Origin of the sequence: Methylorubrum aminovorans (assembly GCF_022179725.1) — a bacterium.
Taxonomy (GTDB): domain Bacteria; phylum Pseudomonadota; class Alphaproteobacteria; order Rhizobiales; family Beijerinckiaceae; genus Methylobacterium; species Methylobacterium aminovorans.
On record NZ_BPRC01000001.1, the window covers coordinates 636,347 to 658,603 of the forward strand.

Below are 22,257 nucleotides of genomic sequence, written 5' to 3' on the forward strand. Positions count from 1 at the left end.
GACGTCCCGTCAGGAATTGATCCCAGCCCATGGCCGAGACCGACCGCGAAGCCAACCGCTTTACCGCCCGCGCGAGCCGCTACGCCAGCGTCGGCGCCAATGTCGGAGGAGTGGCCGCGCGGATGGCGGCGGCGCGCCTGTTCGGCGGCAAGGACGGCGCGAGCCTGAACAACGCTGCGGCGCTTGCGCAGGCGCTCGGCGGCCTCAAGGGGCCGATCATGAAGGTGGCGCAGCTGCTCGCCACCGTGCCGGATCTCCTGCCGCCCGAATACGCCGCCGAGCTGCAGAAGCTCCAGGCCGACGCACCGCCGATGGGCGCGGCTTTCGTCAAACGGCGGATGATGGCCGAACTCGGGGCCGACTGGCAGACCCGCTTCGGCAGCTTCGACCTCAAGCCCGCCGCCGCGGCCTCCCTCGGCCAGGTCCACCGGGCCGAATCATGCGACGGCGCGCCGCTCGCCTGCAAGCTTCAGTATCCCGACATGCAGTCGGCGGTGGAAGCCGACCTCAAGCAGCTTCAGGTCGCCTTTGCCCTGCACCGTCGCATGAATTCCTGGCTCGATACCTCGGAGATCGCCAAGGAGATCGGCGCGCGGGTCCGCGAGGAACTCGATTACGGCCGCGAGGCCAAGCATGCCGCTCTCTACGGCGATGTGCTCAAGGACATCCCTGCGGTGCGGGTGCCGACGGTGCATCCCAGCCTCTCGACGAAGCGGCTCCTCACCCTCGGCTGGCTCGACGGTGAGCGGATCCTCAACTTCGCCGATGCCCCGATCGAGATCCGCAATCGCATCGCTCAGGCGATGTTCAAGGCGTGGTGGCACCCGTTCAGCCGCGCCGCCGTCATCCACGGTGACCCGCATCTGGGCAACTATACCGTCTTCTCGGAGGGTGGTGAGGCACAGGGCATCAACCTGCTCGATTACGGCTGCGTACGCATCTTCCACCCGCGCTTCGTCGGCGGCGTGGTCGACCTCTATCGCGGACTTCTGGAGGATGACCGGGACCGCGTCGTCCACGCCTACGAAGTCTGGGGCTTCAAGCGCCTCGACAAGGAAACCGTCGACATCCTCAACATCTGGGCCCGGTTCATCTACGGCCCCCTGCTCGAAGACCGCACGCGCACGGTCGCGGACGGCGTCGAGCCCGGCGCCTACGGACGTCGGGAAGCCTTCTCCGTGCATCAGGCGCTCAAAGAGCGCGGCCCGGTTACGGTTCCACAGGAATTCGTCTTCATGGACCGTGCGGCTGTTGGGCTCGGTGCCGTGTTCCTGCACCTGCGCTCCGAACTGAACTACCACCGCCTGTTCGAAGCCGAGATCGAGCGCTTCTCCCTCGAGACGCTCTCCGAGCGTCAGGAAACTGCTCTGGCCGAGGCTGGGCTACCGGCCCCGGCATAACAAAAGTCGGCTCACGATCCACCATCCTGACCGTCAAGCTGATTGCGAGTGGGTTAGCCTTGCGCTAAATCCGCGCGTGACAAGCAAAACGACAACAGGGAACGGGCGCGCAATGGCGGACACGAAGACCCTCACCGGCCTGAACTACAGCCCGGCGATGGACGAGAAGACCCACGAGCAGACCTACCGGGGCTTCGTCCGCTTCGTCGAAATCGGCACCGTCACCGTTCTGTGCTGGGTCGTGGCGCTGGCCATCGGCGGCGTGCACGAGGCCTGGGTGACCGCGATCATCGGCGTGCTGGTGTCCTGGGTGGCTGCGGCCGCCGGTGCCTTCGTCCCGGCCATTGGATGGAAGGCTCAGGCTTTCGTCCTCGCCGCACTCCTCGCGATCCTCTTCCTGAGCTGAGGGTCGAATGTTTCGGGCCGGCCCTCCGGGTCGGCCTTTTTCAGATCTGAACTTCCAAGAAGGCTCGGATACCGGCACGCCGAAAGGCGGCTGTAAGAACGGGAGCAACTGATGCGTATTGCCGTCTTGACGGAGACGGACCCGATAGAACCACGGGTCGCGGCCGTCCCAGAAACGGTCAAGAAGTTCATTGGTCTGGGCAGCGAGGTCGTCGTGCAATCGGGAGCGGGCGCCAAAGCCGGTGTCCCCGATGCCGAGTATGAGTCGGCCGGTGCCAAGATCGCCGGAAGCGTCGAGGAGGCTCTCTCCGGCGCCGATCTCGTCCTCAAGGTTCGCCGTCCGAACGCGGACGAACTGGCCAAGATCCAGAAGGGCGCCACGGTCGTCGCGATCATGGACCCCTACGGTCACGAGGATGCGCTGAAGGCCGCGGCCGAGGCGGGCGTGAACACCTTTGCCATGGAGCTGATGCCCCGCATCACCCGCGCGCAGGTGATGGACGTCCTCTCCTCCCAGGCCAACCTCGCCGGCTACCGCGCCGTCGTTGATGGCGCTGCCGAGTACGGCCGCTCCCTGCCCATGATGATGACCGCCGCCGGCACCGTTCCGGCCGCGCGCATCTTCATCATGGGCGTCGGCGTCGCCGGCCTCCAGGCGATCGCCACCGCCCGCCGCATGGGCGCCGTGGTCACCGCCACCGACGTGCGGCCCGCCACCAAGGAACAGGTCGAATCGCTCGGCGCCAAGTTCGTCGCCGTCGAGGACGACGAGTTCAAGCAGGCCGAGACCTCCGGCGGCTACGCCAAGGAGATGTCGGCCGAGTACCAGAAGAAGCAGGCGGAGCTAGTCAAGGGCCACATCGCCAAGCAGGACATCGTCATCACCACGGCCCTGATCCCGGGTCGCCCGGCCCCGAAGCTCGTCTCCGAGGAGATGGTCGCTTCGATGAAGCCGGGTTCGGTGCTCGTCGACCTCGCGGTCGAGCGCGGCGGCAACGTCGCCGGCGCCAAGGCCGGCGAGATCGTCACCGTCGGCAACGGCGTGAAGATCGTCGGCCACGTCAACGTGCCGGGCCGCCTCGCGGCGACCGCCTCGAGCCTCTACGCCCGCAACCTCTACGCCTTCGTCGAGACGATGATCGACAAGGAAGTGAAGGCGCTGGCGGTGAATTGGGACGACGAACTCGTCAAGGCCACCAACCTCACCCGCGACGGTCAGGTGGTCCACCCCAACTTTCAGCCTAAAGCCTGATCGGTCGCGGAGGATCTCACCATGGCAACCCCCCTTCCGCCCGTCTCGCCTGCAGAGCAGGCCCAGGCCGCCGCATCGGCCGCGCGCGCCGCGGCCGACATCGCCCATCAGAACGCCGCACAGGCGCAGTCGATTGCCGACTCGCTCGGACACGGTATCGCCGCCGCCACCCATGGCGCCGTCGATCCCACGGTGTTCCAGCTCGCGATCTTCGTGCTCGCGATCTTCGTCGGCTATTACGTCGTTTGGTCGGTGACGCCGGCCCTGCACACGCCGCTGATGTCGGTGACCAACGCGATCTCGTCGGTCATCATCGTCGGCGCGCTCCTGGCGGTCGGTGTGCCGCTCATCGAGAAGGGCACCGGCTGGGCCCGCTTCTTCGGCTTCATCGGTATCGTCCTCGCCTCCGTGAATATCTTCGGCGGCTTCCTCGTGACCCAGCGCATGCTCGGCATGTACAAGAAGAAGGCCTGAGGCGATGTCGGAAAACGTCTCATCCCTTCTCTACATCGTCGCCGGCGTCCTGTTCATCATGGCGCTGCGGGGTCTCTCGCACCCCACCACGTCGCGACAGGGTAACCTGTACGGCATGATCGGCATGGCGCTCGCCGTGCTCACGACCCTGATCGGCCATCCGCCGGCGGGACTTGGCGCCTGGATCCTGGTGCTGCTCGGCCTTGGTATCGGCGGTGGCGCCGGCGCGGTGATTGCCAAGCGGGTGCCGATGACGGCGATGCCGCAGCTCGTCGCGGCCTTCCACTCGCTCGTCGGCCTTGCCGCCGTGGCGGGTGCGGCGGCGACGCTCTACGCCCCCCAGGCGGTCGGCATCCTCGAGAACGGCCACATCCACAAGGAGTCGCTGTTCGAGATGGCGCTGGGCGCGGCGATCGGCGCGATCACCTTCACCGGTTCGGTCATCGCCTTCGCCAAGCTCGACGGGCGCATGTCCGGCAAGCCGATCATGCTGCCGCAGCGGCACGCCATCAACATCGCGCTGGGCATCGCCCTGGTGGTGCTGATCGCCGTGTTCATCGGCAACGAGAGCAAGCTGGTCTTCTGGTTGATCGTGCTCCTGTCCTTCGTCCTGGGCGGGCTGCTCATCATCCCGATCGGCGGCGCGGACATGCCCGTCGTCGTCTCGATGCTGAACTCCTACTCGGGCTGGGCGGCGGCCGGCATCGGCTTCACCCTGGGCAACCTCGCGCTCATCATCACGGGCTCGCTGGTCGGCTCCTCGGGCGCGATCCTGTCCTACATCATGTGCAAGGCGATGAACCGGTCGTTCATCTCGGTCATCCTCGGCGGCTTCGGTGGGGATTCCGCCGCAGCGGCCGGTGGCGGCCAGGTCGAGACGCGCCCCGTCAAGCAGGGCTCGCCGGACGACGCAGCCTACATCATGAAGAACGCCGAGAAGGTCATCATCGTCCCCGGCTACGGCATGGCGGTCGCCCAGGCGCAGCACTCCCTGCGTGAGATGGCCGACCTGCTGAAGAAGGAGGGCGTCGATGTGAAGTACGCCATCCACCCGGTGGCGGGCCGCATGCCGGGGCATATGAACGTGCTCTTGGCGGAAGCCAACGTGCCCTACGACGAGGTGTTCGAGCTGGAGGACATCAACGGCGAGTTCCCGCAGGCCGACGTGGCCTTCGTGATCGGCGCCAACGACGTCACCAACCCGGCCGCCAAGACCGACAAGGCGTCGCCGATCTACGGCATGCCGATCCTCGATGTGGAGAAGGCCAAGACCGTTCTCTTCATCAAGCGCGGCATGGGCTCGGGCTACGCCGGCGTCGAGAACGAGGTGTTCTTCCGCGACAACACGATGATGCTGTTCGGTGACGCCAAGAAGGTCGTCGACAACATCCTCAAGAACCTCTGATCGGCTAGAATCGGCGGTCAGATGCGGGGCGGGCGAGCAATCGTCCGCCCCGCTGTCGTTTGGAGGGCGCAGTTTTTGCCGTCTGAAGCGGCTATGGTCGCGCCGTGTCCGCTTCCATGTCCCTCGCCTCGCCCCTCGATCTGCCTCGCCCCTTCCTCGACGTCACCGCATCGGTGCTCGGGCGGCCCTGGCGCGAGCGGTGCGGGGATCCCGGTCTTCAGGCTCTGGCGACAACCATGACCCAGGCCTACGGCCTGCCGGATCTGCTCGCCCGCGTCCTCGTCGGGCGCGGCGTACGGCCGGCCGAGGCCGAGGCTTATCTGTCCCCGCGCCTGCGCGACCTGATGCCGGACCCCTCCGTGCTCGTGGATATGGAGGCGGCGGTCGATCGCCTCGCTCATGCCGTACGAACCCACGAGGCGGTGGCGATCTTCGGCGATTACGACGTGGACGGCGCGTCGAGCGCATCGCTCCTCGCAAATTATCTGCGGGCGCTCGGCGTCAAGGTGCGCATCCACATCCCCGACCGCATCACGGAAGGCTACGGCCCGAATGTCGGCGCCGTCACGGCTTTGCGCGAGGAGGGGGCGGGCCTGCTCGTCTGCGTCGATTGCGGCACTGCCGGCCACGAACCGCTGGCCGCCGCAGCGGCCCTCGGCCTCGACGTGATCGTGCTCGATCACCACGGTGCTCCAGAGGAGCTTCCGCAGACGCGCGCCCTGGTCAACCCGAACCGGCTCGATGACCTCTCCGGCCTTGGTCATCTCTGCGCGGCGGGCGTCGTCTTCATGACCCTCGTCGCGCTCGCCCGCCGCTTGCGGGGGGAGGGGGCTTTCGCTTCCACCGCCGAGCCGCGCCTCACCGACTTCCTCGACCTCGTGGCCCTTGCCACCGTCGCCGACGTGGTGCCGCTCGTCGGGCTCAATCGCGCCTTCGTTGTCCAGGGGCTTGCGGTGATGCGGGGCCGGGGCCGGCCGGGGCTGGCGGCCCTTCTCGACGCCGCAGGCCTGAGCGAGCCGCCGGAATCATGGCATCTCGGCTTTCTCGTGGGGCCGCGCATCAATGCCGGCGGCCGCATCGGCGACGCCGGCCTCGGCGCACGGCTCCTCACCACGGGTGATCCGATCGAGGCGCGCAGCATCGCCGAGGAACTGGACCGGCTCAATCGGGAGCGCCAAGCCATTGAGGCACAGGCGGTCGCCGAGGCCGAAGCCGAGATGGATACACGCCTCGCCCGCGACCCCGATCGTCCGGTGCTGATCGCCGCCTCGCCCGAATGGCATCCCGGTATCGTCGGACTCATTGCCGCCCGCTTGAAGGAGCGGTTCGGTCGGCCTGCCTTCGCCTTCGCCGTCAAGCCCGATGGAAGCGCCGTCGGCTCCGGACGCTCCGTGGTCGGTGCGGATCTCGGCGGGGCCGTGCGCGGCGCGGTCGAGGCCGGGCTCGCCGTGAAGGGCGGGGGACACGCGATGGCCGCCGGTGTCACCCTTGCGGCCGGCGGGCTCGAGGCCTTCGGTGCGAGTCTCTCCCGCGATCTGACCGAGGCCGTCGGCCGGGCGCGGGCGGCCGAGGCGCTGCTGATCGACGGCACCGTGAGCGCCGGCGGCGCGACCGCGGAACTCGTGCGGCTGATCCAGCGTGCCGGACCCTTCGGCCAAGGCGCGCCGGAACCGATGATGGCACTGCCGCGCCATCGCGTCGTCGATGCGGGTATCGTCGGCAACGGACATGTCCGCGCGCGTCTCGTCAGTGGGGACGGGCAAGCGGTCGGGGGCATCGCTTTTCGCGCCTCACAAGGACCGGTCGGCGCCGCTCTGCTTGGCGGCATCGGCCGCACGTTCCACGTCGCCGGAACGCTCTCCTGCGACCGCTGGCGCGGTGCGGAGCGAGCTCAGGTTCGAATCTGCGATCTCGCGCCCTGTGGATAGAAAACGGATCGAACGGATCGGTTGACACCCGATCAGACCCTCACCATAAGGGCCTCGCCCGCCGCGATTGAAACGCGGCGACCCGGTTTGGGGGAATGTCCCGAGCGGCAAAGGGGGCGGACTGTAAATCCGCTGCGTAAGCTTCGTAGGTTCGAGTCCTACTTCCCCCACCAAACACATCCCACAGAGACGGTGTAGACCTTCTGGATACTAGGCGGGCCCTGGATCCCGACCGGTCCGGCTGTGAGTGACGCCAAGAACCCGCAATCTCTCGTTGAATCTGTCGTCCTTCGAGCCGGGGGACGAGCGATGGTGCGCATCCGCACGAAGTCAGGAATCTGTTCACAGATTTCGGCACGCGCACGCCGATTAACCTGTGTTAGTTCCGCTGGCCTTTCGGAGCGCTAGGTTGCGGCGACTAGGCCAGGGAAACTCAGTGTCCAACCCGCTCGTCCGCAAGCTGGAAAACTTCGTTCGCCTTTCTCCGGAGGAGAAGCAGGCCCTGGAGAAGATCGCTCAGCCCGCACGAAGGTTGGGAGCCCGCGAGGATGTGATCCGCGACGGGGAGCGGCCGCGTCATGTTCATGTCGTCGTCGAGGGTTGGGCCTGCCGCTACAAGCAGCTCGAGGACGGCCGGCGCCAAGTCATCTCGATCTTTCTCCCCGGTGATCTCTGCGACCCGCATGTCTTCGTACTGCGCAAGATGGATCACTCGCTCGGAACGCTGACGCCTGTGGTTCTCGCCGAGATCTCCGAATCTGCGATACGCGAGATCGCAGTGCAGTTTCCGCGCGTGGCGGAGGCACTCTGGTGGGAGGTGCTGGTGACGGCGGCGATCCAGCGCGAATGGACCGTCAGCCTTGGCCAGCGGCTGGCGACGGAACGCCTGGGACACCTCTTCTGCGAGCTGTTCCTCCGGCTACGCGCCGTCGGAATGACGACTGAGGCCAGTTGTGAATTCCCGATTACACAAGCCGATCTCGGCGATGCGATGGGGCTCTCGACGGTTCATATCAACCGCACGCTTAAGGAGTTGCGGTCGGCAGGCTTGATCCGCTTACGTGGTCGTCAACTCACCATACCCGATTTCTCCGCTCTCCAGGCGGCCTCGCTCTTCGATTCTTCGTATCTACATCACGAGCGTGATCCATCGGTATTAGACGACGATTGAGGAGCGGCGCTTTAGCCGATTCAATCTGTTGAGGTCAGCGAACGGCTAAATCATGAAGCAGGATCCGCGGGACGCACGTATCGAGGAGTTGGAGGCGGAGAACCGGCGTCTGCGCCGCTTCCTCGACGAAACCGGTCTGCCGGCAGAGCTGCGCCACAAGGTCCGCAACACGCTCTCGATGCTGCGGGCGATCATCCGCCGCTCTGCTGAGACGAGCGACTCCGTGGAAACCTACGTTGCCCATCTCGATGGCCGCGTCGATGCCCTCGCGCGCGTACTCAACGCGCTGATGCGCAGCGTGCCGGAGGGAATTGGCCTGCATTCCCTCATCGCGGATGAGCTTCTCGTGCATCTCGCGCGCGAGGGCGAACAGGTGGCGATCTCGGGACCGAGCTTGCGTTTGCGCCCCGGCGCGGCGGAAGTGTTCGCCATGGCGGTCCACGAACTGGCCGTGAATGCGGTCGAGCATGGCGCGCTGACCGTGCCGCAGGGCCGCATTCACGTGACCTGGTCCCTGTCATCGCCGGCGACTCCGGCGGGAACCCCGCAGCAGCTCACCTTCATCTGGGATGAGAGTGGACTCGAAAACATCCCGTCGACCCCATCGCATCACGGCTTCGGCCTGGAAGTCCTCGAACGAAGCCTGCGCTACGAGTTGAAGGCGAAGACGGTGATGACCTTCAAGCCGGAGGGCCTGCACTGCTCGATCAGCCTGCCGCTATCGCCGCAGATGACGCTGATCGAGGAAGAGGAATAGCGCGTTCGAGCTTGATGCGACGGCCGTCGATCTGCGGCTGATCCGGCACACCGGGGCGTTGTCTGCACACCATTTCTCGATCAAGCGGTGTGCCAAGCGGGGCCGGGGTAGCCGCGCGGGTGATCGACGGGTACTTAACATTCAGATGCTTTTCTGGAGGCATCGCCCGCCAAGAGCCAGAGACCCAGCCTCGCGTATGCATGTCCGGATGAACTGCCTGCTGCGTTCGCCGGCCATCGGTGGCGTCCTCTTCGGCTTGGCGAGCGTGATCGTCCTTCCGGAGCCGGCGCGAGCTTTCGATCTGTTCGGCCTGTTCGGCTCCGAGGAGGAGCCGCCGGCGCCCAGCGCCGGAGCTTTGCCCTACAGCCTGCGCATCACCGGCACCGACGATTCGGACATCCTCCGGGCGCTTCAAGACACCTCGACGCTCTACCGTCTGCGCCAGGAGGCGCCGCCGGATGGCGAGGGGCTGGTCCGGCGGGCCGAGGCCGATCTCCGGCGCCTGACCGACGTGCTCTCGGGCTACGGCTATTGTCAGGGTACGGTGTCGATCCGCATCGACGGTGTGCCCGTGACGGGTGAGTCCTCGCTCGCCGCCGCCTCCCGCGCCGCAGAGGGATCGCGGGCCCGTGCCCTGGTGCCGGTGAAGATCGCCGTCGATCTTGGTCCCCTCTACACGCTGCGGACCGTGCGCGCCCTCGATCCGCGCGGCCGTCCGTTCTCGGACGAGGTGCTGCCCGAGCGCTTTACCCGCACCGGCGACGACGTACCGGCCCGCTCCGCCACGGTGCTCGCCCGCGAGGCGAAGATCGTCGATCGCTTCCGCGCGCTGGGCCATCCCTTCGCCAAAGCGGTGAGCCGCGACCCCGTCGTCGACGATGCGGCGCATGTCATGGACGTGACCTTCACCATCGATCCCGGCCCGATGGCCGGGCTCGGCGAGGTGTCGGTCAAGGCAACCGACGGCATCGATCCGGCGGTGATCCGCTCGTTCATCTATTCCGAGCCGGGCGATCCCTACTCGCCGAAGGCGGTCTCGGACATCCGCCGTTCGGTGGCCCGCATCGAAGGCCTCGGCGCCGTCCGTGTGCGCGAGGGCGAGACCCTCGATGCGCAGGGCAACCTGCCGATCTTCGTCGAGGTGAGCGAGCGCGAGCGCAACCTCATCGGCGTCGCGGCGCGCTACTCCACCGTCGACGGGCCGGGCGTGCGCGCCTACTACGCCAACCGCAACCTGTGGGGCGGCGGCGAGACCCTGCGGCTCGATGCCGACATCTACTATCTCGGCCTCGGCTACGATCCGTTCGCGACCCAGCGCAAGCTCGCCGGCATCGACACGACGGGATTGGGCGGGCGCCTCTCCGCCACCTTCGTGAAGCCGGCGCTCGGCGGCACCCGCAACGACCTTCTGGCCAATGTCTTCGTGACCCGCGAAGTGCAGCAGAGCTATTTCGTGGACGCGGCCGGCGCCTCGGTGGCCCTGCGTCACCGCTTCTCCGACACCTTCTCGGCCCAGATCGGCCTCGACGGACAGGTCGGCCGTTCGAAGGACGCCATCGGCACCGTCGATTACCGGCTGATCGGCCTGCCGCTCTCGGTCACTTACGATTCCACCGACAGCCTGCTCGACCCGACCGAGGGTTTCCGGGTGATCGCCTCCGCCGCGCCCTATCCCGGCTTTCTCGGCTCGGATCCGGGCATCTTCGTCGCGAAGGCACAGGGCTCGACCTACTACGCGCTGGACGACGAGCGGAAATACGTGCTCGCCGGCCGCCTCGGGTTCGGCTCGGTCTCGGGGGCGCGGCTCGACGAGATCCCCGACAATTTCCGCTTCTTCGCCGGCGGCGGCGGTTCCGTGCGCGGATTCGCCTTCCGGACGCTCGGTCCCCGCGGCCCCTTCAACCTGCCGATCGGCGGGCGCAGCCTGCTGGAGGCCTCGATCGAGGCCCGCATCAAGATCACCGACACGATCGGCATCGTGCCGTTCTTCGACGCGGGCACGGCGTTCGCCTCGACGCTGCCGGATTTCGATGAGCGTATCCGCAAGGCGGTCGGCATCGGCGTCCGCTATTACACCGGCATCGGTCCGATCCGCGCCGACCTCGCCTTCCCGCTCGACCGGATCAAGGGAAACCGCGAGCTGCCGGCCGCCCTGTACATCAGTCTCGGACAGGCGTTCTGAATGGAATTTCTTGTTCGTCGGCACCGCCCGAATCCCGTCTCCTTCGCAGGGGAGGGGGGCCGCCGGACGCGTGGTCAATGGATGCTGGCCGCGGCCTTCCTGTCGGTCGCCCTGCTTTTCGCCGCTCTCTTCGTCACCGACGACACCCGCGCCGCCGATGGCGAGAAGACGGTGCTCGGCGGGCTTCTCTCGAAGGCGCTCTCGACGCCATCCTCGCAGGTTTCGATCGGCGACGTCGACGGTGCGCTCTCATCGGACGCCACCATCCGCGACGTCGTCATCAGCGATTCCGACGGTCCGTGGCTGAAGCTCGACCGCGCCCGCCTCGCTTGGCGCCGGCTGGCGCTTCTGTCCGGCCGGCTCGAAGTCGACAGCCTGGAGATCGGCCGGCTCGAAGTGCTGCGCAAGCCGGTGCCCGGCCCGACGCCGGCCGAAGCGGAACCCGACGGCAGCCTGCTGCCCGAGTTGCCGGTGAAGGTCGAGATCAAGGGCTTCACCCTGGCCGAACTGGTGCTGGGGGAGAGCATCGCGGGCCAGCCGGCGCGTCTTGCGGGCGACGGCAAGGCCAAGCTCGGAAACCCATCCGAGGGACTCGACGTCAGCGCGGATTTCCGCCGGCTCGATGCGGCCGGGCGCTTCGTCGCCCGGCTTCTCTTCGTCCCCAAGGGCGAGCGGCTGGAGGTGAAGGCCAACCTCGTCGAGCCGCAGGGCGGTCTGCTCTCGAAGGCGGCGAATCTTCCCGGCACGCCGCCCATCAATTTCGACCTGAACGGAAGCGGCACCCTCGACGGGTTCAACGCGCGGCTCGATTTCGACGCCGGATCCGAGATCGGCGCCAAGGGCGGCGCCCGCCTCTCGCGCATCGGCACGGACCGGCGCCTAAGCCTCGACCTGATCGCGCGCATCGAGGGTCTCGTGCCGGGCCCGGCGGCGGCGATCTTCTCCGGTGAGACCAAGCTCGACGGCGGCATGGCCTTCTCCGATACGGGGTCGTTCCGCATCGACCGGCTCGACCTCACGTCACGGACCGCGCGGCTCGGGATCGGCGGCACCCTGACCGCCGACAGGGTGGCGGATTTCACGATTTCCGCCCGCGCCGTCCCCACCGAGGGCGGCGTCACCAAGGCGGCGGAAGCGGAACTGGAAACCCTGGTCTTCGACGGCAGCCTGAAGGGACCGCTCTCGTTGCCGCGGGTGAAGGGCAACCTCAAGGCCGCGGGCCTGCGCACGAAGGAATCGTCGCTCGATCGGGTCGAGGCGCTGCTGAGCGTCGAGCCGACCGGCGCCGATCCCAAGGCGCAGCGCTTCGCCGTCACCGCCGACGCGGCGATGGAGGGCCTGCGGCTCGCCGATCCGGCGCTCCGCCGCGCCGTGGGCAGCCGCGCCAAGCTGACCTTACGTGCCGCCGCGGGCTCGGACGGCGTGCTCGACGTCACGACGCTTACCCTCGATTCCGACACTGCCCGCGCCGCCTATGCCGGCCGCATCGGGCAGAACACGCTGACCGGCACCGTCGAGGCGGCACTGGCCGATATCGGCGCCTTCTCGGGCGTGGCGGGCCGGACGCTCGCCGGCCGTCTCGACGCCAAGGCGAACCTGAACGGCGATCCGGCCCGCAAGGCGCTCTCGGCCGATCTCGACCTCCGCGGCGGTAGCCTCGTTCTCGGCGAGCCGGCCGCCGACCGCCTGGTCGGCCGGACGCCGACGCTGACGGGGCGGGTGTCGCAGACCTATGACGGCTACGGCTTCGAGCGCCTGCGTTTCGAGGGGGCCGGGCTCGTCGCCACCCTTCAGGGTCAAGCCAACGCCAAGACCGCCGATGTCGCGGCTCGCGTCGATCTCAAGACCCTCGCGGCCCTCGACGAGCGGCTGGCCGGACCGGCGAGCGCCGATGCGAGGCTGACGGGCTCTCTCCTGAAGCCGTCCGTCACCGTCGCGCTGCGCGCGCCGGACGTGAGCGCCAACGGTCGCCCGATCCGCGATCTTCGCCTCGACGCGGCGCTGAGCGACCTGCGTGATGCCCTCGACGGAACTCTGCGCATGACCGGCGACATCGCCGGCAAGCCGCTGCGGGCCGAGGCCCATATCGCCCGGCCGAACCGGAACGACTACGCCCTCGACCGACTCACCTTCGCCCTCGGCTCCGTCGTGGCGGACGGGCAGGCCGTGGTCGATGCCGGAAGTCTCCTCGCGGAGGGCGCGGTGAATGTTCGCGCGGGCGATCTCGGCGACCTGTCGCCGCTGGCCCTCGCGCCCATGGGTGGCAGCCTCGACGCGGCGGTGACGCTCACCCGCATAGGCGGACGACAGGATGCGGTGGTCCGGGCCACGGGGACGAGCCTGCGCTACGACAGTTTGGGCCTCGCGCGGCTCGACGCGGATCTCACCGGCCGCGATCTACGGGCCCGTCCCGTCATCGACGGCCATGCAGCCGTCGACCGGCTCGTCGCCGCGGGCCAGAGCATCGACACGGTGCGGCTCAACGCCAGCGGCACCGCGGCGGCGAGCGACATCACGCTCACCGCCCAGGCCCGCGGCTTTTCCCTCGACGGCGCTGCCCGGCTGATTACGGCCGAGCGCACGCGGATCGAGATCGGCCGATTCTCGGCTCAGCGCGGCGGGGACCGTCTGGCGCTGGCGGGACCCGCTGCGATCACCCTCGATCAGGGCTCGGCCGTGATCGAGGGGCTCGTCGTTGCCGCCGGCTCCGGGCGGATCAGCGTCCAGGGGCGCGCGGGCTCCGATCTCGATCTCAAGCTCGGCATCCGCGCGCTGCCGCTGTCGCTCGCACGGATCGCCAGCCCGAGCCTGACACTCTCCGGCACGCTGGAGGGTGAGGCCGATCTGCGCGGGCCTCCCGCGCGGCCGGAGGGGCGCTACGCCCTTAACCTGGCCGGCCTCGTCACGCCCGAAACCCGCCGGGCCGGCCTGCCGCCGATCAACGCGCGCGCGAACGGCCGGCTCGCCGACGGCGAGGCTAGCATCGACGGCAAGGTCTCGGCCGGTCGGGGCGCCGACGTCACCGTCACCGGCACGGTGCCAGTCGAGGCGGGAGGCGGGTTGAGCCTGCGCGCCCGCGGCTCCCTCGATGCGGCGCTCGCCAACTCGATGCTGAGCGTGAGCGGCCAGCGGGTCGCGGGCCGGATCGCCCTCGATGCGGGCGTCACCGGTACGGTCGCGGTGCCGAAGGTCGAAGGCTCGGCCACCCTCTCGGGCGGCAGCCTCACCGATCCCCTCAACGGCATCCGCCTCACCGACATCCAGGGCCGCGTCACCGGCCGGGGCGACACCCTCGTCATCGAGCGGCTCACCGCCGCGACCCGCAACGGCGGACGCCTCGCGGTCGATGGGCGGGTTGCCGTCGAGCCGGCCTCGGGCTTCCCCGGAACGCTGCGCATCACCGCCGACCGGGCCGAGCTGGTATCGAGCCCGCTGATGACGGCAGTGTCGAGCCTCAACCTCGCCCTGTCGGGGCCGCTCGCCCGCAAGCCGGTCATCAAGGGCCGGGTCGATGTCGTCTCCATCGACGTTTCGGTGCCGGACCGTCTGCCCGCCACGGTGCAGCCGCTACCGGGCATTCGCCGGGTCAATGCGACACCGGAAGTGCGCGAGCGTCTCGCCAAGCGGGCCGAGCGCAAGGCACAGATTGAGGCGGCAAGCCGCCGGAAGAAGGCGGCACCGCCCTTCGATGCCATTCTCGACGTGACCGTGAGCGCGCCGAGCCGCATCTTCGTGCGTGGACGCGGCATCGATGCGGAGCTCGGCGGCGAGTTGCGCGTCACCGGCTCGTCGCGCGATCCGCGTGCCAATGGCGACTTCTCCCTGCGCCGTGGCGTGTTCAGCCTCGGCGGACAGCGCCTCGACTTCACCCGCGGCCGGGTGTTCTTCGCGGGCGATCTCGCGCAACCCGATCTCGACTTCGCCGCCGAGACCAAGGCTGCCGACGTCACCGCCCGTATCGCGGTCAACGGCCCAGCCGCGCAGCCGGTCTTCGCGCTCTCCTCCGATCCGAGCCTGCCGCAGGACGAGATCCTTTCGCGGATCCTGTTCAAGAAGGCGGCGGCCGGACTCTCCCCGTTTCAGGCGCTCCAGCTCGCCCAGGCGGTGGCGCAGCTCTCCGGCGGGGCAGGGGGACCGGACGTGTTCGAGGCGGCCCGCAAGGGGCTCGGCCTCGACAGCCTCGACGTCTCGACGGGGGCGAGCGGCGGTCCGGCCGTCGGCGCCTCGCGCTACATCAATGACCGCATCAGCGTCGGCGTGAAGGCTGGCGCCAAGCCCGCCGATACCGCCGCGACGATCAATTACGATGTGACACGGCGGATCAAGCTCAACGGCGAAGCCGGCAGCGACGGCCGCACCTCGGTCGGCGTCGGCGCCGAGTGGGAGTGGTAGAGGGGCCCGCGAGCCCCGGACAGCGAGCGGTTCAACGGGAGGATCGGTATCGGCAAGGCAACGGAGTGACCGGACATGAGGCGGGGACTCGCCTACGCGGTCGGATTATCGCAGCTTCTGTTCCTCTCCAGTGCGCCGGTGCGCGGCGAGGTGTTCACGGATCCCTCGACCGGCTTCTCGGTGACCGTACCGGCCGGGTTCGCCATTGGATCTCGGCGCAAAGATTCCAATCACGAAATCCTCGTCGATATCCTCAGCCAGACCGGGCAGCCGCCCGTCGCGGGACGAAGCGAAGCACTGTGTGCTGCAGGGTTCAGGCGGAACCCGCCGGGGGCAGTTTCTTCGCAGGCGGAGTTGAACGCCCTGCCGGCGCTTCGCGAGCGGGTCGCTGAAGCCAGGACGATCCTGGCGGGCCAGGGCCTGCAGACGGAAACCGTGGAGTCGATCAAGAGCAGCGAATTTGCGGGGTTTGAAGTCGTCTCGGTCCCGACTTCAGGGCCGGACCACCGAAATGTCCGCATCTACATGGCGATTATGGACCGCGTGATCGGTCGGATCGACATCGTGTGCGCGACGACGAAGCAGGCGCTACCCGACGCCCTTCCGATTTTTCGCGCGATACGCGACGGCACGCGCCCGCCCACACGGTAGAGAAACCGGGATGTCTGCATCGCCCCATCGGAGCGATACAGAGAAGCGCCCGGCGCCGACATGGCACCGGACCCCGCTGATCGTCGGCGCGCCTACGGCTCCTTGAAGCCGTATTCCGGCACGCCCTCGTCGTTGCCGTAATACTTGTAGGGCAGGAACTTGCCCGACATGGCGAGCTTGACCCGGTCGCCCTTGTTATTGGGCTCGCGCTCCATGGTCATGTTGAAATCGATCGCCGACATGATGCCGTCGCCGAACTCCTCCTGAATCAGCTCCTTCCAGGTGGTGCCGTAGACCATGACCAGCTCGTAGAAGCGGTAGATCAGTGGATCGGTCGGCGGCATCTGCGGGATCGAGCCACGATAGGGGGCCTCGTTCAGCATCCGCTCCTCGGCCTGGGACAAGCCGAACAACTCCGCGGCCTTGGCGGCCTGAGCCTTGGGCAGCTTCATCTGGCCCATGCAGGCCGCGGTGATGAGGATCGGCGAAATGCCGCCGATCTCGTCCTGGATGTACTTCCAGGTCCAGCCTTTCTCGCGCTTGATGTCGAGAAGCTTCTCGGTGAGGTCTTCGCGCTTCATGCTCATCTCCCTGTCGGGGTTAGGCCGTGATGGATGGCCGTTCGGATGCCTGGGGGCGTGGCGTCCGAACGGCCTGACCGTTCTGGCCGCCTGGGCGGACCGAACGGCACTCCGATGACGGATGCGCCCTGGGTTCCGTCATTGCCAAGATGATTCGCAAGCGGCGTGCCAAGCCTCCCGCTAAATATAAATCTCTTTCTATCAATGATTTATACTAGCCTCGCCACACTACGAGATTTCGTCTATTACGAACTCTCGTAGTTCCACTGCGGGATTTCGTCGTGCTGTCGCAGGTGTCGCGAGCGTCAACGACCTACGGCTCCGCCTTCGAGGAGAATGGCGAGGCGATGCTGGTGTTCGAGCCTCTGGCGGACCGTATCGCTGACGCCAACCCGGCGGCATCCCGGTTGCTCGGCCACAGCCGAGCCGCGTTGCGGGCAATGTCGGTGAGTGCCCTGCATCCCGATCAACGGTCCGCGCTCGTGGTGTTCACACAGGCGGTTCTGGCCGAAGGGCGATGGTGGACGCACGCCCTCACACCGCACCACGGCGACGGCAAGACGCTGCGGCTCGAGTATGCCGCCTCCGTGCTGGCGGGCGAGCCCGTGCGCCTCCTCGTCACCCTCCACGATCTCGACGAGCGCGAGCGCCGCCGCATCGACGGAGAGGCCGAGGCGCATATGCGTGCCGGCCTGCCCGAATGGCAGCGGATGGAGCGCATCTTCCGCGACATCGAGCGCGGCAACCGCCTGATCCTGCGGGCCGCGGGGGAGGGGATCTACGGCGTCAATGCAGAGGGGGTCACGACCTTCGTCAATCCGGCCGCCGAGCGGATGCTAGGCTGGCGCTCGGCCGATCTCGTCGGCAAGGACATGCACGCCACCGTCCACCACACCCATGCAGGCGGGCGCCACTATCCGCATCATGATTGCCCGATCTACGCCGCCTTCCGCGACGGAGCCGTGCGTCAGGTCGACGACGAGGTGTTCTGGCGCAAGGACGGAACCTGCTTTCCGGTCGAGTACACCTCGACGCCGATCCGCGAGGGCGGAGAGTTGCTCGGCGCGGTGATCGTGTTCCGCGATGTCAGCCAGCGCCGCGAGGCGGAGGATCAGCTGCGAGCGGCGCTGGCCGAGGTGGACTCACTGCGCGAGCGTTTGGAGCAGGAGAACGCTTATCTGAAGGAGGAAATTCGCGCCGAGAGCCACCACCAGGGCATCATCGGCCGCAGCCCGGCGATCGAGGCGTTGCGGCACCAGATCGACGTGGTGGCGGGCACCGATGCCACGGTCCTCGTCACGGGCGAATCCGGAACCGGTAAGGAGCTGATCGCCCGGGCGATCCACGAGGCGAGCCGACGCCGCGACCGGCCGCTGATCCGCGTAAACTGCGCAGCGATCCCGCGTGACCTGTTCGAAAGCGAGTTCTTCGGGCACGCCAGGGGCGCGTTCACCGGTGCGCTGCGCGACAGAGTCGGGCGGTTCGAACTCGCCGATGGCGGCACGCTGTTCCTCGACGAGGTTGGCGAAATCCCGCTCGACCTGCAGGGCAAGCTCCTGCGCGTGCTCCAGGAGCGCCAGTTCGAACGGGTCGGCGAGGAACGTACCCGCGCCGTCGATGTGAGGCTGATCGCGGCGACCAACCGGGATTTGAAGGAGGAGGTGCGCCGCGGACGCTTCCGCGAGGATCTCTACTTCCGCCTCAACGTCTTCCCCGTCACTTCGGCCCCCTTGCGTGAGCGCCGCGAGGACATACCGCTGATCGCGCAACATGTCCTCCGGGCGGCCGCCCGACGCCTCAACCGGGCGGATCTGCGCCTGACCGAGGCCGATGCCCGCCGCCTGAGCCGCTACGATTGGCCGGGCAATGTGCGCGAGTTGGAGAATGTGATCGAGCGCGCCGCGATCCTCGCCGAGCGCGGGCGCCTGCGCTTCGACCTGCCGGAGGCCCGTGGCTTCGGGCCCGAGTCTCGGGTGAGCGCGCCGCCCGTGGAGACCGGCCGGCCCCTGACCGAGGAGGAGCGCAGGACGCGGGCTCGCAGCGAGATCGAGGCGGCGCTTCAGATGAGCGGCGGAAGGATCTTCGGTGCCGGCGGCGCGGCCGAGTTGCTCGGCCTCAAGCCCACCACCCTCCGCTCGCGGATGAAGGTGCTGGGCGTCCAGCGAGTTTGACGGATGGCGATCGCTCGGCTTGCCCTCGAGCGAGCCCGCTTCGCAGAGCTGTCATTTGCACCTGCTTCAGTCCCGCTCGATAGGTTGCGACCGCGCCGCTCGCCTCGACCGAGGATCGCTGCCGGCGGACAACCTCCGTGCCTCGAGCCGAGCGATGATTTGAGAGAGAAACCGACACGCGGGCGATTGAGCGGAGCACTGCATCCTACGAGAGGTGGCTCGGTCCTCGCCCTGTCCGCTCTTCTCTGCGCTGCCTCCGGCCTGGCGGAGGCGCAATCCCTGCTGCCTCAATTTCCTCTGCCGCTGGCGCTCCCGCTGACGGGCGCGGGCGGCGATCCGCAGACCGCGGTCGCGCAATCCCGGACCTCGGACCAAGTCTCGGTGACGAACCAGGGCTCGCTTCAGGATGCGCTCGGGCCCTACGGCGATCCGTTCGGCCTGCGCGCTTCCCTCGCCGAGCGGGGCATCACCTACGTGCTGACCTATATCGGCGAGGGCTTCTCGAATGCCGCTGGCGGGTTGCGGCGCGGAACGACCTATGGCGGGCGTCTCGACACCTCGCTCGACATCGATCTCGACCGGTTCGTCGGATGGAGCGGCGCCCGCTTCCACACCGACTTCTTCCAGATTCACGGTCATGGTCTGTCGCGGCTTTACGCCAATAACCTGACGACGGTGAGCGGCATTGAGGCGCTGCCCTCCACCCGCCTGTTCGAGTTGTGGATCGAACAGCGCTTCCTCGACGATCGGTTCTCGGTGAAGATCGGGCAGATCTCGGCCGATACTGAATTCGCGATCGCGCAATCGGCAGTGGTGTTCGTCAATGCCGGCTTCGGCTGGCCAAATGTCGGCGCGGTGGTGCTGCCGAGCGGTGGGCCGATCTACCCGCTGGCGACGCCGGCCATCCGCCTGAAATACGAGCCGACGCTCGAACTCTCGTTTCAGGGCGCCCTGTTCAACGGCGATCCGGCAGGGACACCGCCGCCCGGTGACGACATCGATCCGCAGCGGCGCAACCGCACCGGCACGAGCTTTCGCGTCAACGATCCCGCGCTTCTGATCGGCGAAGTGGCTTACGCCTATCGCAGTCTGCCGGGCACCGATCACCTGCCCGGCACGGCAACCCTGGGCGGCTGGTATTATTTCGGCCGGTTCGACAGCCCGCGCCTCGACGAGGTGCGAGGGCGGTTCCTGGCCGATCCCGAGTCCAGCGGCATCGCCCGGCGCTTTCGCGGCGACGCTGGCCTCTACGCCATGCTCGACCAGACCATCTATCGGGAGCCCGGTCGGGAGAATGCCGGCGCCTCGGCCTTCCTGCGTGCCTCGGCGGTGCCGAGCGACCGCAACCTCATCGACCTCTACGTCGATGCCGGCATCGCCTATCGGGGGCTTTTCGCCGGGCGCCCCAACGATACGCTGGGGTTCGGCGTCATCCATTCGCGCATCAGCCCGGCCGCCCGCGCCTTCGACCGGGATGCGCGCCTCTTCGGCGTCGGATCGGGGCCGCTGCGCAGCAGCGAGACCGTGTTCGAGGCGACCTATCAGGCCGAGCTCGTCCCCGGCTTCACCCTTCAGCCGGATCTGCAATATGTCATGCGGCCCGGCGGCGGCCTCGCGGATGCCCGCGGCCGCCGGCTGCGCAACGCCACGGTCATGGGCCTGCGCGCCACCATCAACTACTGACGCTGGCGACCGGAACCGCTTTCAGTGCCTGTTACGGCCGCGGCGGCTCAGGTCCGATCGGCTGGTAAGCGGGCCCTTCCGCACCGTTATCGTCGAGGGATTCCATGAAGGCGATGAGGTCGGCCTTCTCCCGCGCCGAGAGATGGAGCGGGCGGATATCGCGGGAGCGGCTGGGCCGATCGATGCCGCCCCGGTCATAGAGATCGACCACTTCGGCCAGCGTCGCCAGCGATCCGTCATGCATGTAGGGCGGCCGGCGCGCGACGTTGCGAAGGGTCGGGGTCTTGAAGGCGTGGCGCAGCGCCGTCGAGTTCGGGAAGAATTTTCCTCGGCCGAGCGCACCCTCTCCCGCGACGCCGACGTCGTGGAACGAGCCGTCGGTGAAGTTCCAGCCCGAATGGCACGCCGCGCAGTTGGCCTTGCCGTTGAACAGATCGAATCCGCGTTTGGCCGCCGGATTGAGGGCATGCACATCGCCCTCGACCCAGCGGTCGAACGGTGCAGGGCCGGAGACGATCAGGCGCTGAAACGTCGCGAGCGCCTGTTCGATCCGCTCCTGCGTCACCGGTCCCCCTTCCGCAACCGGTTCGGGAAACGCCTTCGCGAAGGCCGCGACATAGTTCGGATCCGTCGACAGACGCCGGACCATCTCCTCGGGCGGCATGTTCATGTTGCCGGACGCGGTCAGCGGCAAGCGGGCCACCGTCTCGAGACCGCGGAACTTGCCGTCCCACCCGAAGATCGTCTCGATCCACGCGATGTTCAGCAGCGTCGGCGTGCGGAAATCCATGACACCGCCGTCGTTGCGCAACGCGCGCGGGTTCGAGTCGGTCCAATCCTTCCCGGGGATGTGGCAGGTGGCGCAGGTCCGATCGCCGTCCCGGGACAGGGCCGGCTCAAAGAACAGGGTGCGGCCGAGTTCGGCCTTGGCGGCCTGGAACGGATTGTCATCGGGAAATGGAATCGCCAGCGGTCGCCGGTATTCGGCAAACGCGGCCGTTCGGTCGGGCTCGCCGTTCGTCGCGACCGCCAAGCCTCCCAGCACAATCAACAGGAGGGCCGCCGCGCCCCCCACGATTTTCCAAGCCATTCCAACCTCGATGGGAGCGAGCTTCGTGGCTTTGGCTTAATTACACGTTAACGTATGCCGAAAACGCTACCATGTCGGAGAAGATTCAAGGCATCATTATGCTAGAATATCGAAGGATCTTTCCAACAGAGATGTATTGAAGCGTAAGCATCAATCGATGGCGCGGACTTACTTGACGGAAACGGCAAGCTTCATCTTCGGATGGATGCCGCACAGGATCGTAAAATGGCCCGCTTTAGGGAAGCGGACCACCGTCCTGCTTCCCGGGAGCTGCTCACCGGTGTCGAAGCTGAAATCCGAACTCTCGAGATAGGCGTGGTGCACAAGCTCGCCATCGTCGTTGACGATCGCGATCGCTTCGCCGGCCTGCAGCGAAATCGCTCCGGGAGCGAAGGCACGGCCCTTCTGGGTCACTTTGAGAGAGGCGGTGTCGCCGGTCAGCGCCAGAGCGGCGCCGGATGCGGTGAGGGATGTGAGCAGCAGGGCTGAGCCCGCACGCCAACGGTTGACCGCCCCCTTGTGCCGGCACGTGTCGCTCATCCTCGCCCCCTTTTTCAGAGCCCGCATCTGCGTGCTCGTCTTTGTCTGATAAGCATTCGCGAGGTTGCATTCGCATTAACGCAATCTCTGAATTTCCGGGCTACCTTTTGACGGGACAGACGCGTTGTAAATTGCCTTAACGATTATCGGACATGCTGGGCCCGAGAAGCGAACG

At 67.5% G+C, this 22,257-nt stretch carries 16 protein-coding genes and 1 tRNA gene; 14 read left to right on the plus strand and 3 right to left on the minus strand.

Features of this window, described 5'->3' with window-relative positions; all coding sequences use genetic code 11:
- Positions 1 to 29 precede the first annotated feature (29 nt).
- From MFF24_RS02890 to MFF24_RS02945, 12 genes are all read left to right on the plus strand, one after another.
- Positions 30 to 1,400, plus strand: coding sequence for an ABC1 kinase family protein (locus MFF24_RS02890; RefSeq protein WP_238222256.1), 1,371 nt, complete (start codon positions 30 to 32; stop codon positions 1,398 to 1,400).
- A gap of 112 nt (positions 1,401 to 1,512) precedes the next feature.
- A complete protein-coding gene (locus MFF24_RS02895; RefSeq protein ID WP_108940643.1) occupies positions 1,513 to 1,806 on the plus strand; it encodes an aa3-type cytochrome c oxidase subunit IV in 294 nt (97 codons plus the stop codon).
- Positions 1,807 to 1,917: 111 nt separating this feature from the next.
- Complete coding sequence (locus tag MFF24_RS02900; protein ID WP_238222258.1) at positions 1,918 to 3,057, plus strand: Re/Si-specific NAD(P)(+) transhydrogenase subunit alpha; 1,140 nt, start codon at positions 1,918 to 1,920, stop codon at positions 3,055 to 3,057.
- Between the two features lie 21 nt (positions 3,058 to 3,078).
- Entirely contained in the window at positions 3,079 to 3,531 is a 453-nt protein-coding gene (locus MFF24_RS02905; RefSeq protein WP_108940645.1) for a proton-translocating transhydrogenase family protein, read from the plus strand.
- A gap of 4 nt (positions 3,532 to 3,535) precedes the next feature.
- Positions 3,536 to 4,936, plus strand: coding sequence for an NAD(P)(+) transhydrogenase (Re/Si-specific) subunit beta (locus tag MFF24_RS02910; RefSeq protein WP_108940646.1), 1,401 nt, complete (start codon positions 3,536 to 3,538; stop codon positions 4,934 to 4,936).
- 116 nt (positions 4,937 to 5,052) lie between these two features.
- Positions 5,053 to 6,864: a single-stranded-DNA-specific exonuclease RecJ gene (gene recJ, locus MFF24_RS02915; protein WP_238222260.1), complete on the plus strand. Its 1,812-nt coding sequence runs from the start codon at positions 5,053 to 5,055 to the stop codon at positions 6,862 to 6,864.
- A gap of 89 nt (positions 6,865 to 6,953) precedes the next feature.
- A tRNA-Tyr gene (locus tag MFF24_RS02920) sits at positions 6,954 to 7,037 on the plus strand.
- Between the two features lie 263 nt (positions 7,038 to 7,300).
- Positions 7,301 to 8,035 carry a Crp/Fnr family transcriptional regulator gene (locus MFF24_RS02925; protein ID WP_238222262.1) on the plus strand — a complete coding sequence of 245 codons (735 nt, stop codon included), beginning with the start codon at positions 7,301 to 7,303 and terminating at the stop codon, positions 8,033 to 8,035.
- A gap of 52 nt (positions 8,036 to 8,087) precedes the next feature.
- Entirely contained in the window at positions 8,088 to 8,792 is a 705-nt protein-coding gene (locus MFF24_RS02930; protein WP_238222264.1) for a sensor histidine kinase, read from the plus strand.
- A 196-nt stretch (positions 8,793 to 8,988) separates the two neighbouring features.
- The gene (locus MFF24_RS02935) at positions 8,989 to 10,974 is read left to right on the plus strand and encodes an autotransporter assembly complex protein TamA (RefSeq protein ID WP_238222265.1); all 1,986 of its coding nucleotides are present in this window, start codon (positions 8,989 to 8,991) and stop codon (positions 10,972 to 10,974) included.
- On the plus strand, positions 10,975 to 15,366 hold the full coding sequence (locus tag MFF24_RS02940; RefSeq protein WP_238222267.1) for a translocation/assembly module TamB domain-containing protein: 4,392 nt from the start codon (positions 10,975 to 10,977) through the stop codon (positions 15,364 to 15,366). It begins immediately after the preceding gene.
- Between the two features lie 75 nt (positions 15,367 to 15,441).
- Complete coding sequence (locus MFF24_RS02945) at positions 15,442 to 16,017, plus strand: hypothetical protein (RefSeq protein WP_238222268.1); 576 nt, start codon at positions 15,442 to 15,444, stop codon at positions 16,015 to 16,017.
- 92 nt (positions 16,018 to 16,109) lie between these two features.
- On the opposite strand, the gene cynS is transcribed toward MFF24_RS02945, so the two are convergent.
- Positions 16,110 to 16,598 carry a cyanase gene (cynS, locus tag MFF24_RS02950; RefSeq protein WP_133088441.1) on the minus strand — a complete coding sequence of 163 codons (489 nt, stop codon included), beginning with the start codon at positions 16,596 to 16,598 and terminating at the stop codon, positions 16,110 to 16,112.
- Positions 16,599 to 16,879: 281 nt separating this feature from the next.
- Between cynS and MFF24_RS02955 the strand changes: the two genes are divergently transcribed.
- Complete coding sequence (locus MFF24_RS02955; RefSeq protein ID WP_343898737.1) at positions 16,880 to 18,769, plus strand: sigma 54-interacting transcriptional regulator; 1,890 nt, start codon at positions 16,880 to 16,882, stop codon at positions 18,767 to 18,769.
- A gap of 159 nt (positions 18,770 to 18,928) precedes the next feature.
- Positions 18,929 to 20,452 carry a carbohydrate porin gene (locus MFF24_RS02960; RefSeq protein ID WP_373322641.1) on the plus strand — a complete coding sequence of 508 codons (1,524 nt, stop codon included), beginning with the start codon at positions 18,929 to 18,931 and terminating at the stop codon, positions 20,450 to 20,452.
- 31 nt (positions 20,453 to 20,483) lie between these two features.
- Here the strand turns inward: MFF24_RS02960 and MFF24_RS02965 are convergent, their stop codons facing one another.
- Positions 20,484 to 21,542, minus strand: coding sequence for a cytochrome-c peroxidase (locus tag MFF24_RS02965; protein WP_238222270.1), 1,059 nt, complete (start codon positions 21,540 to 21,542; stop codon positions 20,484 to 20,486).
- A 168-nt stretch (positions 21,543 to 21,710) separates the two neighbouring features.
- On the minus strand, positions 21,711 to 22,082 hold the full coding sequence (locus MFF24_RS02970; RefSeq protein WP_133088433.1) for a cupredoxin domain-containing protein: 372 nt from the start codon (positions 22,080 to 22,082) through the stop codon (positions 21,711 to 21,713).
- Positions 22,083 to 22,257 lie beyond the last annotated feature (175 nt).